This window comes from Aquabacterium sp. OR-4 (assembly GCF_025290835.2).
Lineage (GTDB): Bacteria > Pseudomonadota > Gammaproteobacteria > Burkholderiales > Burkholderiaceae_C > Pseudaquabacterium.
The window spans coordinates 616050-635751 of sequence record NZ_JAOCQD020000003.1; the positions used below are offsets into that span (position 1 = coordinate 616050).

Annotated in this window: 6 protein-coding genes (1 of these 6 running past the window's edge); all 6 read left to right on the plus strand. The window is 70.8% G+C overall.

Annotation, left to right across the window (positions count from 1 at the left end; all coding sequences use genetic code 11):
* A protein-coding gene (locus tag N4G63_RS24535) for a calcium-binding protein (RefSeq protein ID WP_314600262.1) crosses the window boundary here: on the plus strand, nt 1-13905 show its 3' portion. Its footprint begins 17889 nt before the window's first position; 13905 of the gene's 31794 nt are visible here — the last part of the coding sequence; its start codon lies off the left edge, out of view; the stop codon is at nt 13903-13905.
* Between the two features lie 46 nt (nt 13906-13951).
* Nucleotides 13952-15037 carry a hypothetical protein gene (locus tag N4G63_RS24540; protein ID WP_314600263.1) on the plus strand — a complete coding sequence of 362 codons (1086 nt, stop codon included), beginning with the start codon at nt 13952-13954 and terminating at the stop codon, nt 15035-15037.
* A 17-nt stretch (nt 15038-15054) separates the two neighbouring features.
* The gene (locus N4G63_RS24545; protein WP_260789603.1) at nt 15055-15675 is read left to right on the plus strand and encodes a DUF1444 domain-containing protein; all 621 of its coding nucleotides are present in this window, start codon (nt 15055-15057) and stop codon (nt 15673-15675) included.
* Nucleotides 15676-15821: 146 nt separating this feature from the next.
* Complete coding sequence (locus N4G63_RS24550; protein ID WP_260789604.1) at nt 15822-16427, plus strand: PEP-CTERM sorting domain-containing protein; 606 nt, start codon at nt 15822-15824, stop codon at nt 16425-16427.
* A gap of 149 nt (nt 16428-16576) precedes the next feature.
* Nucleotides 16577-17911, plus strand: a complete 1335-nt coding sequence (locus N4G63_RS24555; protein WP_260789605.1) for a TolC family outer membrane protein — start codon at nt 16577-16579, stop codon at nt 17909-17911.
* Nucleotides 17908-19698, plus strand: a complete 1791-nt coding sequence (locus tag N4G63_RS24560) for an efflux RND transporter periplasmic adaptor subunit (RefSeq protein WP_314600264.1) — start codon at nt 17908-17910, stop codon at nt 19696-19698. Before N4G63_RS24555 ends, N4G63_RS24560 begins: the two co-directional genes overlap by 4 nt.
* Nucleotides 19699-19702 lie beyond the last annotated feature (4 nt).

A 19702-nucleotide genomic window follows, 5' to 3' on the forward strand; every position in this document is an offset into this window, starting at 1 on the left:
TGGGAGGTGGTGAGCGGCCCGCAAGGCCTGGTGCTGGCGCAGGACGCCCAGGTGGAGAGCAGTGCCACCGGCTACGGCAACCGCGCCACGCTGCGCTGGACGCCCACCGCCAGCGACCGTGCCGACAGCAGCGTGCTGCTGCGCGTGATCGACAGCCGTGGTGGCGTGGCACTGCGCCGCTACACCATCGCCGTGGCCGGTGCCAACCATGTGCCGGTGCTCAATGCGGTGCAGAACCAGGTGCTGGCCGAGGGCCAAAGCCTGGTGCTGCCGCTGCTGGCCGCCGATGCCGATGGCGACACCGTGACGCTGCAGCTGCGCAACCTGCCGGCCGGCGCCAGCTTTGATGCCGCCAGCGGCGTGTTGAGCTGGACGCCCGGCTTCGACCAGGCCGGCAGCTACACCGGCATCACCGTGGTGGCCAGCGATGGCCGCCACGAGGTGCAGCGCCAGTTCAACATCACCGTGGCCCAGGGCTGGCCCAAGCCGCAGTTCCCGGCGCTGCCCGACCAGGTACTGCGCGAGGGCGACCGCTTTGCGCTGCAGCTGCCCGGCAGCCTGCCGGGCCAGGCGGCCGATGGCCAGCTGCAGGCCGATGGCAGCCGCGTGAACCTGAGCTGGACGGCCGACTGGCTGCCCGCCGGCGCCACGCTGGACGCCGAGACCGGCTGGTTCAGCTGGACGCCCGGCTACGCCCAGGCCGGCGTGCTGCGCGTGCCGGTGCGCCTGCAGGCGCTGTTCACCGCGGCCGATGGCAGCACCACGCGCAGCTCGGCCGTGCGCGAGCTGGTGCTGGACGTGCGCAACGCCAATGGCGCCCCGGTGCTCGACCCCGCCGCCACCTGGGAGGTGCTGGAGGGCCAGCCGCTGCGCATCAGCGTCTTCGCCTTCGACCCCGACAACCCCGGCTACGAACCCAAGCTGCGCCTCAGCGCCAATGGCCAGACCACCGAGGGCGCCGGCACGGCCAGCGTGAGCTACACCGTCACCGGCCTGCCGGCCGGTGCCAGCTTCGATGCCGAGACGCTGGAGCTGGTGTGGACGCCGGGCCATGCCCAGGCCGGCAGCTACCAGGTCACGGTGACCGCCACCGACGACGGCAATGGCACCGGCACGCCGCTGTCCAGCCAGGTGGTGCTGCCCATCGTGGTGAGCAACGCCAACCGCTCGCCCGAGGTCGGTGACCTGAGCAATGCCTTCGTCGACCGCGGCGCCGTGCTCGAGATCCCGATCACCGCGCTCGATGCCGACGGCAATCCGCTCAACCTCACGCTGCAGGGCCTGCCGTCCTTTGCCACCTACACCCAGACCGAGCGTGCCGATGGCCGCCTGGTGGGCGTGCTGCGTTTTGCGCCAGGCGCCGGCCAGCGTGGCGACTACACCATCACCGTGGTGGCGCAGGACAACGGCGACGGCGACGTGAACCAGGTGCTGGCGCAGGCCAAGAGCTTTGTGCTCACGGTGCGCAGCCCCAGCGAGGCGCCGGTGATCAGCCTGCCGCGCCAGGTGGTGGCGGTGGCCGGCACCGAGCTGCGCGTGCCCATCACGGTGAGCGATCTGGACCAGGATGCGCTGACGATCTCGGCCACCAACCTGCCCGCCGGCGCGCGCATCGAGACCGATGCCCGCTACGGCCTGGCCACTCTGGTGTGGACGCCAGCCGCCGGGCTGAACGGCAGCTTCGACGTGAGTTTGGCCGTCACCGACCTGGGCCTGCCGCCCGCCGATGCCGGCTACGTGCTCGACCCGCTGAACCCGCCGGTGCCCAACACCACGGTGCGCGACTTGCGCATCGTGGTGCGCGCCAGCGACGCTGCGCCCACGCTGTTTGCACTGAGCACCAGCGGCGGCACGGTGCTGGGCGGCGATGCGCTGGCCGGCCCGCGCACGGTGGTCCAGGCCACCGAGGGCACGCCGCTGGTCATCGACCTGGCGGCCCTCGACACCGACCTCGACCCGCTGGACTGGACCCTGGCCGGCCTGCCCGGCGCCCTGCCCACCGGCATGCAGCTCACGCCCAGCGTGGGCAGCGAAGGCCAGACCCGGCTGCAGCTGCGCTGGACGCCGGGCCTATATGCCGCGCAGAGCGACAACCGCAACGGCATCAGTCCCGGCGTGTACCGCCTGCTGCTGAGCGCCAGCGATGGCGCGGCCAGCGTCAGCCGCGAGATCGAGATCCGCGTGGCCAACCTCAACCAGGCACCGGTGCTGCTGCCGCTGCCGCTGCAGCTGGTGCCCGAGGGCCAGACCCTGTCGTTCAACGTGCGCGCCACCGATGGCGACAACGACCCCGTGGCGCTGAGCCTGGTGCACGATGCCGGCACGCCCGAGGGCGTGGTGTTCGATGCCGCCAGCGGCTACCTGGAATGGACGCCGGGCGCCGAGGTGGTGAACAACGCCAGCGCCGATTCACGCGCCTACACCTTCACCTTCACCGGCAGCGATGGCGCGGTGACCGTCACCCGCACGGTGCAGGTGCGCGTGGTGGATGTGAACCGACCGCCCGAGATCAGCACCGCCAGCCATGCGCTGCGCGTGGGCCAGAGCTTCACGCTGCCGGTGGTCAAGGGTGATCTGGCACCGGCGGGCGCACTGCGCGTGGCCGATGCCGATGGCGCGCTGCAGACCGCGGCACTCAGCGTGGCCTTCAACGGCCTGCCCGAGGGTGCCGTGTATGACGCGGCCAACGGCCTGCTGCGCTGGACCCCCGGCCCCGGCCAGCTGGGCGACTTCACCGTGCTGGCCACGGTGGGCGATGGCCGCAACACCGCCACCCGCAGCTTCGTGCTGCGCGTGGTGGCCGAGGAGGCCGCCAATGCGCCCAGGCTGCTGGTCAACCTGACGCCCAGCACCCCGGTGGTGCCCGGCCAGGTGGTGCTGGCCACGGTGCGCGCCGAGGCCTTCAGCCCGATCGCCAGCCTCACGGTGCAGGCGCGCGGCGCCGGCATTGGCCAGGCCGACTGGGTGGCTGTGGCGCTCGACAGCCTGGGCCGCGTGCGCCTGGCGCCCAGCGCCCCCGGCCTGATCGAGCTGCGCGTGCAGGCGGTGGATGCCGACGGCTTTGGCAGCAGCCTGGTGCAGACGGTGCGCGTGCGTGATCCGCTGGATGCACGCGCGCCGCAGCTCGCCTTCACCGGGGCACTCGACCCCGATGCCACCGGCCTGGCGCCGGCGGTGATCAGCGCCGCCACGCCAATCAGCGCCTTGATCGCCGAGCAGCAGCTGATGGGCTGGGTGCTCGACGCCGCGCCGTCGAACGGCGACCGGGTGGACGAGTCCGCCTGGCGCACGCTGGCCAGCGCCGAGCTGGCCGCCGTGGCGGCCAATGGCATCCAGAGCCTGGCCACGATCGACCCCGCGCTGTGGCCCAACGGCGTGTACCAGCTGCGCCTGCGCGGCTGGGACCTGGCCGGCCGCAGCAGCGAGATCAGCACCCGCGTGCTGATCGATTCCGCCAGCAAGCAGCTGGTGGTGGCGCAGCACAGCGATGCCGTGCTGCGCCTGGGCAGCCACGACCTGGCCCTGGTGCGCAACCTGGGCACCGGAGGTGGCGGCGACTTCGGCAACTGGACGCTGCCGCTGCTTGACACCCGTCTGAGCCATGACCAGGCCGGCAGCGACCGCCTCGGCGCGGCTGCGGCCTGGCTCACCGGCGCCCGTGTGTGGTTGCAGGTGCCAGCCAATCTGGCCGACCCCGCCGCCAGCCTGCAGTACCTCAGCTTCACGCTGGGCACCCGCAGCGAGGCCCTGGCCACCGACAGCACGGCCCCGCAGGTGCTGCGCCCGGTGTTTGCCGGCAGCCAGCCGGGCTGGCAGCTGCGGGCGCTGGAGCCGGTGGCCGACCAGGCCACCGCCTTGCAGGCCCAGGGCCTGCGCCTGCTGGACCGCAGCACCGGCCTGCCCTGGCAGCCCGCGGGCTACGAGCTCACCGGCCCCGACGGCACGCGCTTGCGCCTTGATCGCCAGGGCCGCATGCTGGCGGTGCACTTCACCGACGGCCAGCAGTGGCTGGTCAGCGATGCCGGCGTGGCCCTGGTGGGCAGCGCCGATCCGTCCCAGCGCGTGCGCTTCGAACGCGACACGCAGGGCCGCATCGAGCGCATCGTCGGCCCGCAGTCCGGCGGCCAGGAGGCCGCGCTCGTCTACCGTTATGACGCGCTGAACCGTTTGGAGATCGCGCGCAGCCTGTATGCCGCCACGCCGCTGAACCAGCAGCTGGGTTACCACGCCGACGGGCGCTTGATCACCGAGGCGATCACCGCCCAGCTGGGCAGCGCGGTGAACTGGCTGGCCGGCGCCGTGAACCCCAGCGACCGCTGGAGCGGCACGCTGCCCGCCGGCCAGGCGCTGAACTTCAGCTTCCTGGTGCGCGAGAGCGAGCTGGCCAGCACCGTCAAGACCCCCGGCGCAGCCGGGGCGGTGATCCTGGCGGTGCAAGCCACCGAAGGCAGCCAGCTCAGCGTGGAAGGCGGCGTGGTGATCGGCCAGGCCAGCCATGGCGGCCTGACCACCACCCTGGTGCGCGTGAGCAGCGCCGGCCTGAAGCTGCTGACCCTGCGCGGCAGCGGCGCCGCCACGTTGAAGGTGGCGGTGGCCGGCGACATCAACCGCGACGGCCGCATCGACGGCCTGGACACCCAGGTCTTCGCCGCCGGCCAGAGCGGTGCCGATCTGGATGGTGACGGCCTGGCCAACGACGGTGATCGCCAGATCGCCTACGCCAACCATGGCTGGCGTGCCAACCTCGCGCCCGGCCAGTCCGCGCCGGCCGAGGCCCTGACCCACACCAACCTGGGCACCCAGGTGGCCTTGGACAGCATTGCCATCGACAGCGAAGGCGACGCGCTGTACTGGCGCGTGCTCGATGCCAGCCATGGCAGCGCGCGCCTCACCTCCGACGGCCGCAGCCTGTATTTCATGCCCGACGCCGGCTTCACCGGCATGGCGCAGGTGCGCCTGCTGGCCGACGATGGTTACACCGCCTCGGCTCCGATGACGCTGAACCTGCAGGTCAGCGGTGCCCGCCTGGTGCGCATCGACATCACGCGCATGGCCACGCTGGCGCTGGGCAGCCCGCGCTACCTGGAAGTGCGCGGCGATTTCGAAGACCAGCAGGACGTGTGGCTGCCTGCCAGCTACCTGCAGCTGGAGTCCAGCGACAACGCGGTGCTCACGGTCAATGCCGACGGCCTGGTGGCCCCGGTGGCGGCCGGCACCGGCTTTGTGCGGGTGGCCGCGGGCGGCCTGCAGGCGGTCAACGCCTACACGGTGGCCGTGGCCCCGCGCGTACCGCTGCTCGACGACGGCATGGAGGTTGACGTCTACCCGCGCGCCCTCACCCTGGTGCCGGGCGGCGAGCGCCAGCTCAAGGTGCGCCTGGCCGACGAGACCCTGATCTCGGGTGCCGCCAACGGCACGCGCTATGTCATCAGTGACCCGCGCATCGCCGAGGTCACGGCCGACGGCCTGATCCGTGCCAAGACCACCGGCCTCACGCGCATCAGCGTGATGCACCTGGGCAAGCAGTACGACCTCGAACTCACCGTGATGGCGCCCTCGCTGGGCACGGCCACGGTGGGCGACAGCGGCGCCGCGGTGCAAGATGCCGCCGGCAACCTGATGATGCTGGCCCCCGGCGCCCTGCCCGAGGGCACGCAGGTGTCGATCGCGGCCCGCGCACTGGGTGATGTGGGCATGCCGCTGCCGGCCAGCGAGGTGCAGGAAGCCCTCGGCGCCTGGCAGATCGACCTGGGCGGCCTCACTGCCGGCCAGCCGGTGCAACTGGCGCTGAAGGTGCAGCCGGCGGTTGATCCGCTCACCGGCCAGTCCACGCCGCTGGCGGCCGGCACGCAGATCTTCTTCTGGCGCAAGGGCCAGATCCTGGATGCCGACGGCACGGTGCACGACACCTGGTGGCTGGTGGACAACGGCGTCATCGGCGCCGACGGCATGGCCCGCACCTCGAGCCCGCCGTACAACGGCTTCATGTCGGGCCAGATGCTGGTGGCCACGCGCGGCAAGGTGAAGGACGACGACACCGGCGAGATCGAGGTCAAGGGCGCCTTCATCAACTGGGACGCGATCTGGTCCCAGCAGATGATGATCGCCATGGCGCCGTCGCCGATGATGGCCGTGGCGGCCATCGGCATCTTTGCCGCATCGGCCTCGCCGGTGTACTCGGTGAAGTACACGCTGGACGGCAGCTACAAGCGCGCCGTGCCGGTCTCGGCCCTCACGCCGCGCACCATCTCGGTCGATTTCCCCGAGGCCCCGGCCGACACGCTGCACCTGCCGCGCATCACCAGCATCAAGTACGAGGCCGGCAGCCAGCGCCTGACCGTCATCGGCAAGGACTTCTGGCCCGAGGGCACCTCGCGCAGCAGCTTTGCCTTCAAGGTGTGGCTGCAGCCGCGTGGCGACCAGCTCGAGGCGCCCAACGGCCAGTGGCCCGAGCGCGGCATGGTCTGGCATGGCTACAGCGCCTTCGCCTGGCCGGGCGACGGCGGCACCGACACGCTGGAGATCACGCTGCCCGACGGCATTGCGCTGTCACAGCACCATGTCTACGTGGAACGGGTGCCGATGGCACCCAACCCCGAAGGCGACATCGTGGCCCTGCGCAACACGGCTGAATCGCTGATGCAGCGCGCCTGGACCACGGTGGACAACACCGACGACAACCCGAACAACGACAGCGACACGCTGGTCACCACCTGGGGCGCGCTCAACGTCTACAAGAACGCCCCGCGTGTGGCCGGCAGCGGCGCCACGCCGGGGGCGGTGACCCTGGTGGCCAGCCTCAGCACCGACGAGCGCGGCAATGCACTGAGCCTGTACGGCAGCTATGTCAACCAGATCACGTTCAGCGCCGACGGCTCGATGGCCTTCATCGCGGCGCGCAATGGCCTGATCCACGTCTACGACACGCTCACGCGCAAGATCTTCCACACCCTCCGCCTGGAGGGTGGCGGCGCGTCGATTTCCAGCCTGCTGGTCAACGACGGCTGGCTGTACGTGGCCGAGGGCAGCAGCTACGGCAGCGGCGGCGGGCGCATCGTGCGCGTCGACATCGAGCAGACCTCGTCCGGCTTCCTGCAGCGCCAGCAAGACATCCCGGCGCTGCGCCTGATCAATGCGCCCTTCGGCTACACCGACATGGCCGTCAGCGGCGGGCGCTACCTGGCCTTCGGGGCGCCGCAGGCGCGCATCCCGCTGTCGAACGCGCCGGGCCTGACCCGTGGCAACTTCTATGTGCTCGATCTGTACCAGATCGACGACCGCGGCCGCCTCGATGGCACGCCCAAGCTGCTCGAGAACTACGCCAGCGCCAATGGCGGCAAGGGCCCGCAGTTCATCTCGGCCGGCCCCGAGGCCGGCAACTTCCTGCTGTCCAACGCCAAGGACTACAACCGCGGCGTCACCGGTCTGCGCTACAGCTTCGACGAGAACGGCAACATCACCAGCGTGGCCAGCGTACAGCCCGAGCTGAGACCGGCGGGCTACCAGTACCTGCAGATGAAGTGGCAGCAAAACATCCAGCGCGCCGCCGATACGGTGATCGCGTTGTATGGCGGCGAAGAGTACGCGCTGGTGGCCGACTACAACTTCATCTTCAACGATGTGCACTTCAATGCCGAAAACGGCTTCGGCTTCGGCAAGCAGATCGGCGGCAAGATCGGTGTGGTGCGTGACCCCTTCGGCAAGCGCGGTGCACCGGTGTTCCTGGGCGCCACCACGCCCATTCCGGGCGGCTCGATCAAGGAGCTCTCGCTGGCCGAGAACGGCAACCTGTTTGCCGAGGTCTGGATCGACGAGGGCTACGGCGTCAACTTCACCGGCAAGATGTACGAATCGATGTTCGTATGGAATGCCGGTGCGCTGATCCAGGCGGCCATCGCCCGCAACGGCGCCGAGCTGTGGAAACCCATCGACCGCGCCGGCGCCAGCCAGCCGCAGCAGGTGGCCCCCGCACGTTACGACGAGATCCAGGCCGGCCGACCCTTCGTGTGGATCTATGGCATCGGCAACTACGCGCCGATGGAAGAGGTGGTGTCGGTGGCCGGTGTGGCCTTGCCGCCGCTGCCGCCCAACCCGGTGCCGGCGGCCGACCTGAAGGCCGAGCGCCGCATGCCGCCCACCGGCAGCGCCTGGGAGACCATGACCATCCGCATCGGTGCCACGATGATGAGCACCTGGTCGGGTGTGGAGCTGGGCATGCGCCGCCTGTTCGGCCTGAGCGACGGCAACGCGCTGCAGAACCTGCAGGAGTCACGCGACATCCTGGCCAACCTGAGCTATGCCGACAACGAGCCCGGCATCGGCCGCTCGCTGGCCATGCTGGGTGACGGCTTCGTGGCCGGCGTTGGCGAGATCGGCAAGCTGGCCGGCGACGCCTGGTTCGCCATCGCCGCGATGGCCCAGGCCGAGTTCAACGGCACGCCGATCGCCGACATCCCGCCGCTCAGCCAGGTGGCGGCCGACTACCGCGATGGCAATGCCACGCGTCTCGACCTGTTCCTCACCCCGATGAAGCAGGCGGTCGAACGCAACCCGGCGGTCTCGGCGCTGACGGCGGTGCACGACATCTCGGGTGCGCTGATCGCCATGCGCAATGCCGGTGGCGACGACCTGCTGCGCGACCAGGCCATGTCCACGCTGCTGGGCGCCAGCCTGTCTTATGGCGACGCCAAGCGCGCGGTGAAGGACCTCAATGACGCGCGCGCCGCGATGTCGCGCGGTGAACCCGGTGCCTCGGCGGCCACTGTGCGCCGCCTCGAGCTGGAGGCGGCCAAGAAGGTGGAGGAGGCCAACCTGCAGTCGCGCAATGCCAGTAAGGCCATGCAGGACCTGAGCGACTTCCAGGAACGCAAGAACTCGACCAAGAATGCGCAGAACGGGCGTACGCCGAGTGCACAGCAGTTCAAGCACGTGGAGGGCGCCGGCACGATGGAAGAGCAGGCGGCCAAGTCCACCTTCCGCGACACGGCCGACCCGATCGACTTTGCGGCGCTGACCAAGGAGATCGAGGCCAGCGGCGTGGTGGCTGGCCTGCAAGCCAAGGCGGCCAAGGTCACCGTGGATGGCAAGGTGGCGTTCGACGTCACATTCAATGCCATGCGCGACAGCCAGAACCGACCGCTGGTGGTGCGCTTCGAGCCTGCCCGCATCGCAGACGAGCTCAGGACCAGCGACAACCGCGTCGTCGACGCGCGCTGGGTGATCAAGCAACCGACCTCGCAGTCCAAGGTCGAGGGCCAGAACCCCCGCTTTGGCTGGGACGATTTCTTCGGTGACCATGCCGCGCCGCTGGTGATCAAGGTGCGCCCCGGCATCTTCAACACCGCTGGCGATCGCATGCCTGCGCTGATGCAGCACGAACTGGCCGAGATCACCGGCCTGCACAAGAAGCTGCAGGACCGTTCGATGACCCAGGCCGAAATCCAGGCCCATGTCGACAACTACCTGCACACCCGCGCCAAGGATGTGGCCGACAACGCCCAGATGGACCGGGACCTCAAGCGCGAACTGGAAGCCCTGGAGGAAGTGGACACGCCGCCCGGCACGACGCCGACCAGCGGCGAGCGCGTGGGGCGGCAAAAGGCCATTGCCGACCAGCATGAGCTGGAGTTGATGTCTGCGATCCTGGCCGGCCAGCACCTGAAGGCCGGCGAAACCCTCGCGCCGCCGGTGGGCGAGCTTCAGCCTGGCCAGGTGCGGGTCAAGGAGGTCTTCGAGCAGTTCCAGGTGCGCAACCCGGGGCGCACGTACGGTGGTGTGCGGCCAGACTTTGCCGTGGTGATGGAGGTGTACGACGCCACCTCACCGACCAAGTCGCGCTTCGTGGTGAGGCTGCACGAGGCCAAGTCCAGCACATCGAAGGATCTGAGCGACCCCAACGGGTCGGCGGCGAATCACTTCGACGACGAGTTGACGAAGCTGCAGAACCAGATGTTCCCGCGCATCGCGGCCGGTCAGGCAGACGGCACGGAAGCCTGGCGCGTGGTCAATTCCGGGCATCGGGCAGCGCTCGAGCGCTACCGGGGAACGGGTCCGCTCGCAGCGTTCGGGCTGGATCCCGACAAGATCACGATCGATCCCACGATCACGATCCACACCCGCTCGCCCAAGGTGGTCGATGGTGACTTGGTGCAAAAGGGCATCATGGACTGGAGCCCGACGGCGTGGGCTGACTTTGAAGACCGTGCCTTCACCTACACGCCCCCGCCGGGTTCACCCCAGCAACTGGGCACGGCCGACCCCGACGACGATGGCGTCTCGGCCGCCGGTCTGGACGAGCAATTGCTCACCCGCCTGGCCGATGCCGCCCGCAGCCACTGGTTGCAGGCAGGTGCCGACCCGGCGCTTCTGGCCCAGGTTCAGATCGTGGTGCAGCAGCTGGCCACCGGCGTTCTGGGCGAGGCCCGAGGCGTCACGGTGACGCTGTCGCCCGATGCCGCCGGTGCCGGCTGGTTCATCGACCAGACGCCGCTCAGCTCGGAAGAGTTCGCCCTCGGCAGCGGCGGCGTGCTCACGCTGCAGCGCAGCGCGCTGGATGCCCAGGGCGGCGTGGACATGCTCTCGGTGATGATTCACGAGATCGGCCATGTGCTGGGCCTGGACGACCTGTCCGAGCCCGGCGCGGTGATGTCGGGCGTGATTGATGCCGGCGTGCGCCGCCTGCCGCAGGCTGGCCTGTTCAACACCGTCACCAGCAGCGGCGCGGCCGGCACGGTCACGGTGCTGGCCAGCGGCCAGCGCCTGGGCAATGCCGTGCAAGTGACCGCCGCAGGCGCCACGCCCAGCAGCCTGGCCGTCACCGGCACGGCGGCGCTGGCCGGCGGGGCGCTGGCCACGGCGGCCGATCTGGCTGCCTGGACGCGGCGTGGCAACACCCAGGCCGCCCCGGGCGGCGGCGTGCAGCTGCTGGAATCGGCTGGCGCGCAGGCCCAGCTGAGCCAGGCCTTCGTGGTGCAGGCCAGTGACCGTGTGCTGGCCTTCACCCTTGACGCCCTGTCGCTGGTGGCCAATGCCGCCGGCCCGGTGGATGCCTTCGAGGTGGCCCTGCTCGACACCGCCACCGGCCTGCCGGTGGCCGGCACCGTGGGCCTGGGCCGCAGCGATGCGCTGCTGAACATCCAGACCGACGGGCGCGAGCGCCAGTCGGCCGCGCTGACCCGCCAGCTCAATGCCGACGGCAGCAGCACCTGGTTCGTGAGCCTGGCGCCCGAGCTGAGCGGCCGCTCGCTGCTGCTCAGCTTCGACCTGCTGGGCTTCGCGGCCCAGGGCAGCGCGGTGACCGTGCGCGAGGTGCGCATGATCGGCCAGGCCCAGGCGGTGGGCGATGCCTTCACGCTGCAAGAAGACGGCAGCGCCAGCGGCAATGTGCTGGCCAATGATCTGACGCTGGGCGCTGCGGGCGTGGCCGTCGAGCAGGTCAGCGGGCCCAGCCACGGCACCCTGGTGCTCGGCGCCAATGGTGGCTTCAGCTACCGGCCCGATGCCGACTTCCATGGCAGCGACCAGTTCAGCTACCGCTTCGTGATCGACGGCCAGCCCGGCAACGTGGCCACGGTGGCGCTGCAGGTCGATGCGGTCAACGATGCGCCCCAGCTCAGCGGGCGCAGCGTGGCCGCGGTGGCCGGCCAGGCCCTGCGCTTCGACCCGCTGGCCGATGCGCGCGATGTCGATGGCGATGTGCTCAGCGCCGCGGTGGTTGCCGGCCCGGCCCATGGCCAGCTCACGGTGCTGGCCGATGGCAGCTTCAGCTACCGCGCCAACGCCGGCCATGTGGGGCTTGACCGCTTCAGCTACCGCGTCAGCGATGGCCAGGCGGATTCGGTCACCGTGGAGGTGCTGATCTCGGTGAGTGCCGACACGGTGCCCAACATCGCACCCACCGCGGCCGATGCCCAGGCCGGCGGCAGCGAAGACCAGGCGCTGGCCATCGGCTGGGCGAACTTCGCCGTGGCCGATGCCGATGCCAAGCCCGAGCTGCTGCAGGTGGAGATCACCGCGCTGCCGATCGATGGCCTGCTGCATCGCCTGCAGGCCGATGGCAGCTGGGCTGCGGTGGCGGTGGGTGAGCGCTTTGGCGAGGCCGATCTGGCCGCACGCGGCCTGCGCTTCGTGCCGGCGGCCGATGCCTCGGGTGGCCCGGGTCACTTCGGCAACGGTGAAGGCAACCAGCGGCCGCACTACGCGGCCATCGGCTACCGCGCCTTTGACGGCGCGCTGTACAGCCCGGGCGCACGCCTGCTGCTGGACATCACCGCGGTGGCCGACCAGCCCACGCTGGCGCTGGCCGGTGGCGGCAGCGTGCGCGGTCTGGAAGACGCGGCGCTGGCCCTGCACGCGGTGGTGGCCGGCCTGGTCGACAACGACGGCTCGGAAAGCCTGGTGCTCACGCTGACCGGCCTGCCCGATGGCTTCACGCTCAGCGACGGCCTGCGCAGCTTCACGCCCAGCGCGCAGCAGCGGGTGCTGAACCTGGCCGGCTGGCAGCTCGACGCCCTGGTGCTGACACCGCCACGCCACTTCAATGGCAGCGTGGCGCTGCAGCTGCAGGCCACGGCCATCGAAGGCAGCACCGGCGAGCGGGCCACCGCCAGCCAGCTGCTGCTGGCCGAGTTCGAGGCCGTGGCCGATGCACCCACCCTGGTGCTCAGCCCGCGCGACGCGGCACTCAGCCGCGAGCTGCTGGCCACCGGCTTCGAGAGCCCGGCCAATGCCAATACCGCCGCCACCATCGTGGCCGGCCCGCTGCTGGAAGGCTGGACGGTGCGGCCCGCCGTGGCCGGCAAGACCGCGGCCTTCGAGGTGCAGGCCGCCGGCGACCGGGTCATGAGCCTGGCCGGCAACCTGGTCACCGTGCAGCCCATGGCCGACAACGGCCGGCAGTGGCTGGTGCTGCGCAATGGCGGACGCAGCCTGGCCTACCAGACCCTGGGTGTGGAGCGCAGCGTCGAGACCATCTCCGGTGCCACCTATACGCTGAGCCTGGATTACGCCGGGGGCCTGGGCTTTGCCGCGGCCAACACCGTGATCGGCATCTATGTCGATGGCGTGCGTGTGGGCAGCTATGGCGGCACCAGCGTGGCCGCGGCGCTGAACTGGCAGGCATTGAGCTTCCAGTTCAGCGGCAACGGGCAGACCCGCCGGCTGGCCATCGTGCTGGAAGGCGGCGATGCCATCGCGTCGGGCACCACGGTGCCGCAGCGCGCGGCCATGATCGACGACATCCGCCTGGTCGAGACCTTGCCGGTGGCTGCCGGCCAGGTCTACGGCCTGGCCGGCGCGCCAATCGCCTTGCCAGCCGTGGCGGCCGCACTGGCCGAGGGCGTGGCTGGCGAACAGCTGTCGCTGGCCATCCTGGGCGGTGCGGATCTGCCGGCCGGCGCGCAGCTCAGCGATGGCACGCGCACCGCGGTGCTGGCGGCCGATGGGCACATCAACCTGGCTGGCTGGGATTTGTCCCGTCTGGGCCTCGTCTCGCCCACCGGCTACAGCGGCAGCTTCACGCTGACGCTGCAGGCACGCAGCAGCGAGACCAGCAATGGCGCCAGCGCCACCGTCAGTCAAAGCGTGACAGTGCGGGTGTTGCCGGGCGTTGCGGTGGCCACGCCGGCAGGCTTGAACCCCTTCGTCGTGGGCACGGCGGCGGCGCAGCAGTTCAGCCAGCAGGCCGGTGACGGCAGCGTTGCGGCGCCCGCCGCGGCGGCGCTGGCCCTGCTGGCCGAGGCCCGGGGAGCGCTGGGCCAGCCCGAGGCCCCGGTGCTGCCGCCCAAGACCGCAGCCGAGATTGCCCAGGCCGAGGCCGAGCGCGCCCGTGCCCAGGGCGATGCCTGGCTGAAGGCGCTGGAGGAGCGGGCCAAGGCGCAGTGGCAGCAGTTGGTGGGGGGAAAATGAGGGTCAAGACCCTGCCCCCCTGCGCCCTTCCCGGCGTTGATGACTCATGAGTTACGTCGTTCACCTCTGGCAGCAGCCTGTGCCGACCAGCCTGGCACAGGCCGAGGCCACGCTGCGCGCCATGCGCCATCAGCTGCGGCATGAGCCCGATCCAGGGCCCGGCCAGTTGCTGGCCGCCATCGAGGCGGCCCTGCCGCCCGGCCACGATCCCGACGCGAGCTGGGTCGAGCAACCCGAGGCCGACGGCCGCGAGACAGTGCTCAGCCTCAGTCCTGCCGTGGCAGAGCTCGGCACGGTGTTGCCGGCCATCGAGGCGGCCGCGCGCCGGCTGGGCTGGGTGGTGCTCGATCTGCAGGCCGGCGAGGTACGTCTGCCATCGGGGCATGTGCTGGCACGCCACGATGTGGCCAGTGCGCTGCCGGAGTCGCCGCCAGTGGCGCTCGACGCATCACCCGCTGCCCGGAAGGCCTGGTTGCAGCAGGCGCTGGCACCGGTTTTCAAGCGCCGGGGCTGGCAGACGCAACGTGGTGAGTTCTGGTTCATCAAGAATGGCGCCGCCGGTCAGGCTCGGGTCTTCGCCAACGCCGAGCGAAGGCTGCTCAAGCATGGCGTTTGGTTGCGTCTGGACTGGCCAGCCCGCCTGCAACCGGCGCTCAGCAGCGACGGTGGGCCCCAGTTGATGCTGTCACTGGATTACTTCGCGCGTCGGGCTGGGCTGAACTTCAGCTTCGAGGCTCCGGCACCGCTGCTGAACAAGCGTGCCGGCGATCCGGTCTACGCGTTGCCGATGGCTGACGCAGAGCAAACCACCCGCTGCCGGGACGAACTGGCGGCCGTGTACGACGGGGTGGTGCTGGACTGGCTCTCGGACCATGACAGCCTGCAAGCGCTGGAGCATCAAGCCAACCGGGTCGACAACGCCGCGTGCCCTTTCATCGGGCTTCGCCAACGCAACGATGGCCACGATCTGCTCCACTACCATCCCGACCTGTTGCTCGCTGCCGCGGTGGATGCCCCCGATTTTGAGCAGCGTGCGCGCGAGCGTGTGGCGATGTACGAAGCCGACAGTCTCGGCCGATTCGCTTTGCCGAGTTTGCGCGCCCTGCTCGCCGTCTGCGGCCTGAACCTCTGAACCCCATCCCCATCCCCATGCCCACCGATCCCACCGCCGCCACGCCCGACTCACGCCGCCAGGCCAGCGACGCGGTGCTGCGCGCCATCGCCTACGTCAAGGCCGAAGCGCCTGAAGGCACGCCGCAGCTGCCCGAGGCCTACCGCCATCTCGCTGACCAGTTGCCGGTCACCCAGCCGCTGGGCAATGGCCTGGTGGTGAGCTACCTGTACGACGAGGGCCAGGTGTTCTCCTATGTCCAGCAGCACCATCTGAGCAGCCTGAACACCCGTGTTGAGGCGCTGCACGAACTGGCGCTGATCAACCTGGGCCGCCTTGCCAACGGCAAGCTGCGCATCTTTCACCACGGCACCATCCATGGCGTGATGCTCGACCAGCAGTTCGAGGCCAGCGTGCTGCTGCTCGACGAGTTCTGGGAGGGGCCGGCCCGCCAGTACACGCCGCATGGCGCGGTGGCGGCCGTGCCCTCGCGCGGGGTGCTGCTGTTCTGTGACCGCGAAGCCCCCGATGGCATCGCTGAACTGCGCGGCCACCTCGCCAAGGGTGTGGCGGCGGGCGGCATCGAACTGAGCGCCGAACTGTTTGCCCGCAACGCCCGTGGCGACTGGGCCGTGCTGCCTGAAGTCTCAAGCCCATAGCACCTGATCGGCGGGGCCAGCGCGGGTGCCGGCCCCGCGGCTCCGGGATGGTGGTGTCGCCTTCACCACCCTAGCATCCGGTCACTGGCGTCCGCCACCTCCGCTCCTTCTTGTCACGCCTTCGTCATTCAACAAGAGCCCACGCCATGCGCACCTTGCCCTTCAAGATTCCGCACCTGAGAGCGGCTGCGCTCGCCGCCGTGATGGTGCTGGCGCCGCTGGCGTCGCAGGCCGGGCAGGTGACCTCGCGCTACGGCGCCCTGGACGGCCTGGGCATCGGGGTCGGCGACGGGCAGGCCTTCGAGTTTCTCGATCTGCTCGGCCCGGAGGCCGATGGCACCAATGGCTGGGCCTTTGGCGGCTTCAGCGCGCAGATCGACAGCGCCTGGATCGGCACGCTCACCGGCGCCAGCCTGCAGGTGTTTGCCGGCGGCTGGGGCTACAACGGCGCCGCCGCGGTGTTTCTGAACAACCAGCAGATCGGCACCCTGAGCGTGGGTGAAGACGCCAACGGCACCAACACCGCGCATCTGGATCAGTACGACCTGGGCGCCTTTCTGGGCATGCTGACCGGGCAGGATCTGGTGGAGATCCGCACGGTGGATGTCGACGATGGCGGCGTGCTCGGTTACTTCCAGCTGAGCCTGCAGACCCAGACCGGTGGCGGCGGCACCGCGCCCGAGCCGACATCGGCCTGGCTGGTGGCGGCCGCGCTGGCGGCCGGCGTGCTGGCGCGCCGCCGCCGCGCTTGAGCCTGCGCTTGGCGGGCACTGGGCGGCGTTGGCTGGCCCGGTGGGCAGGGCAGCGTGCGAACATGGTCACCATGCGTTCGATGCCGAGCTTTGCTGATGCGCCCAGGCAGCCTTGGGTGGCCCGTCAGGCCACGCAGGCACTGGCCGGCATGCTGAGTGCCCTGACGCTGGGCACGGCCGATGCGCAGTCGCTGGTGCAGTTGCACGAGCGTGCGCTGGCCGCCGACCCGGCCGTGCGTGCCGCCGAGGCGTCGTGGCAAGCGGCTGACCAGCGGGTGTTCCAGGCCCGCGCGGCCTTCGGGCCCACCGCCAGTGCCAGCGTCAGCACCAACCAGTCGCGCTACCGCGAGGAGCCGGCCGAATCGGTGCGGCCCTTCCATTCCACGCAGTACACGGCCCAGGTCAGCCAGCCGGTCTGGCGGGGCACGCTGTTTCCAGCCCTCGAAGGGGCCCGCCTGCAGCGCGATCAGGCCGGGCAGGCGCTGGCGCAGGCGCGCATCGAGTCGCGCCAGCGTTTGCTGGAAGCCTTGCTCGAGCTCTTCAAGGCGCGTGACGTGATGGCCCATGCCGAGGCCCAGCGCGAGGCGCTGCAAGCACAGCTGGCCCTGGCGCGCCGCAGCTTCCAGGTGGGGCGCGCGGCGGTGACCGAGGTGCGCGAGGCCGAGGCGCGGGTGGATCATGCGCTGGCCCAGCGCCTGGCTGCCGAGGCCGAACTCGAGCTGCGCCAGCAGGTGCTGGCCGAGGTGGCCGGCGGCCCTGTGCCCGATCTGCCCTGGCGCGCCCTGGCCGGCGATGCCCTGCCACCGCGGCAGGCTGGCGGTGTGCACGACTGGCTGGGCGTGGGCGAACAGAACAGCCCCCAGCTGTTGCAGGCGCGTCTGGCCCTGGCGGTGGCCGAGGCCGAGATCCGCAAGGCCGAGCTGGCGCACGCACCGAGCGTGGAGCTGAACTACAGCTACTCGAAGTCGAACGACACCGGCACGGTGACCAGCTTCTTCCCGCGGCGCGGCACCAGCTCGGCGGTGGGCGCCACGCTCAACGTGCCGTTGTTTGCCAGCGGCGCCACGCAGAGCAAGGTGGCCGAGGCCCAGGCCTTGCGCGACAAGGCCCGTGGCGAGCTCGATCTGGCCCGCCGCACGCTGGTGATCGGTGTGCGCCAGGCCTTTGCCGCCAGCCAGTCGGCGGCGGCCCAGGCTCAGGCGCTGACCACCGCCGAGCGCTCGCAGGCCTTGTCGGTGCGCGCCAACCAGCGTGGCTACGAGGTCGGGCTGAAGGTCAATGCCGAGGTGCTGGAGGCCCAGGGCAAGCTGTTCGAGGCCCGGCGCGATCTGTCGCGTGCCCGGCACGATGCCTGGGCGCAGCACTTCCGGCTGCGTGCCCTGGTCGGCGAGCTGGGCGACGCCGACATGCTGTCGCTCGACAGCCTGTTGCAGGTCTGGTCGGGCGCCGAAATGAGCGGCCCACGCACGGGCACCACGCCATGAGTGCCGCAGGCCAGCTGCCCGACGCCGCCGAGCCCGCAACGCCGCAAGGCGCAGAGGCCGGACATGAGACCGTCTTGCCGCCCGAGGCCGTGGCCCAGGCGGCCGAGCTGCAGCCGGCGCTGAGCGCGTGGCGGCAGCGGCTGGGCGCCGCGGGCCTGGTGTGCCACGGTGTGGCCTTGCACAGTGCCGACGCGGCCTGGTGCGCCGCTTTCGAACGCCCTGAAGGCCAGGTCGCCGTTGATGAGGTCTGGCTCGAGGCGCGCGGCCGGGTCAGCCCCGACAGCCCGGTGGCGCTGGCCCGCGTGGCCGGCGGTGAGCTGCTGGTGGCCACCCAGCTGATGTTGCCCGATGGCCGCCCCGGTACCGTGGGCGCGCTGCTGGCACCGCCGCACAACGACCGCAACCTGCAGCTGCTGCTGCTGTCGCTGGGCTGGCTGCAGCTCACCCTCAGTGCCGCCAGCCTGGCCCACAACCAGCGTGCCGCCACCCTGTTGCAGTTGCTGGGGCACGTGGGTGCGCAGCGTGGCGCGCGCGCCGCGGCGCAGGATTGGATCAACCGCACGGCGGCCTGGGCGCGTGCGCAACTGCCCGCGCAGGCGATGCTGGCGCTGAGCCTGTTCGAGTGCCGCTTCGAGCGGGTGCACTGGTGGGTGGCAGCCGACACCAGCCATGCCGAAGCGGGCTCGCCGGCGGTGATGGCCGCCAGCGAGGTGGCGCAGCGCGCTTTGGTCGAATCGCGGCAGCTCGACGAAGGCGGCTATTGGGCGCTGCCGCTGCTCGAGCAGGGTGAGGTGGTGGCCGTGCTGGTGGCCCAGCACGGCCAGGCCGCGCTGCCCGAACTGGCGCGCCTGGTGCTGGGCACCAGTGCCACCGCGGCCGAGCCCTTGCTGCGCCACTGGCGCGAGACCCAGCGCCCCTGGCTGGCCTACACCTGGCTGGCGTTGCGGCGCGGCCTGGCCCGTCTGCGCGGCCCGGGCGATCTGGCCTGGAAGGCCGGCGCCCTGGCGCTGCTGCTGGGCCTGCTGGCGCTGGTGTTGGTGCCGGTCGACGACCGTGTCACGGCCAACATGGTGATCGAGGGCCGCACGCGCCAGCTGGTGACCATGCCTTATGAAGGCTTCATCCGCGAGGTGATGGTGCGGCCGGGCGACCGGGTGCAGCGCCAGCAGTTGCTGCTGCGCCTGGACGACCGCGAACTGCAGCTCGAAGCGGCCAAGCTGCGCGGCGATCGCGACCAGGCCGCCGGCAAGCTGCGCCAGGCCATGGCCGAGCGCGATGCGCCGGCGGTGGCGCTGTCCGGCGCCGAGCTGCAGGGGGCCGAAGGCCAGCTGGCCCTGGTGGAAGCCAAGCTGGCACGCGCGTCCCTGGTGGCCCCGCTGGACGGCCTGGTGGTCAGCGGCGACTGGGTGCAGCAGATCGGTGCGCCGCTCGAGCTGGGCAAGGAGGTGTTCGAGATCGCGTCGGCCGACGGCTATCGCGTGGTGCTGCACATTCCCGAGCACGACATCGCGCGTGTGCGCAACGGGCAGCGCGGCGTGCTGCGCCTGGCCGGCCAGCCGCAGCAGGGGCACGACTTCGAGTTGAGCCGCATCACCGCCACCGCCAGCGTGCAGGATGGTGCCAATGGCTTTCGCGCCGAGGCCGCGTGGCTGGGCGTCACGCCGGCGCTCAGCCCGGGCATGCAGGGTGTGGCCAAGATCAGCGTAGGCCGCGCCAACCTGCTGACGATCTGGACGCGCAGCTCGGCCGACTGGCTGCGCATGAAGCTCTGGACCTACTGGATCTGAAGGG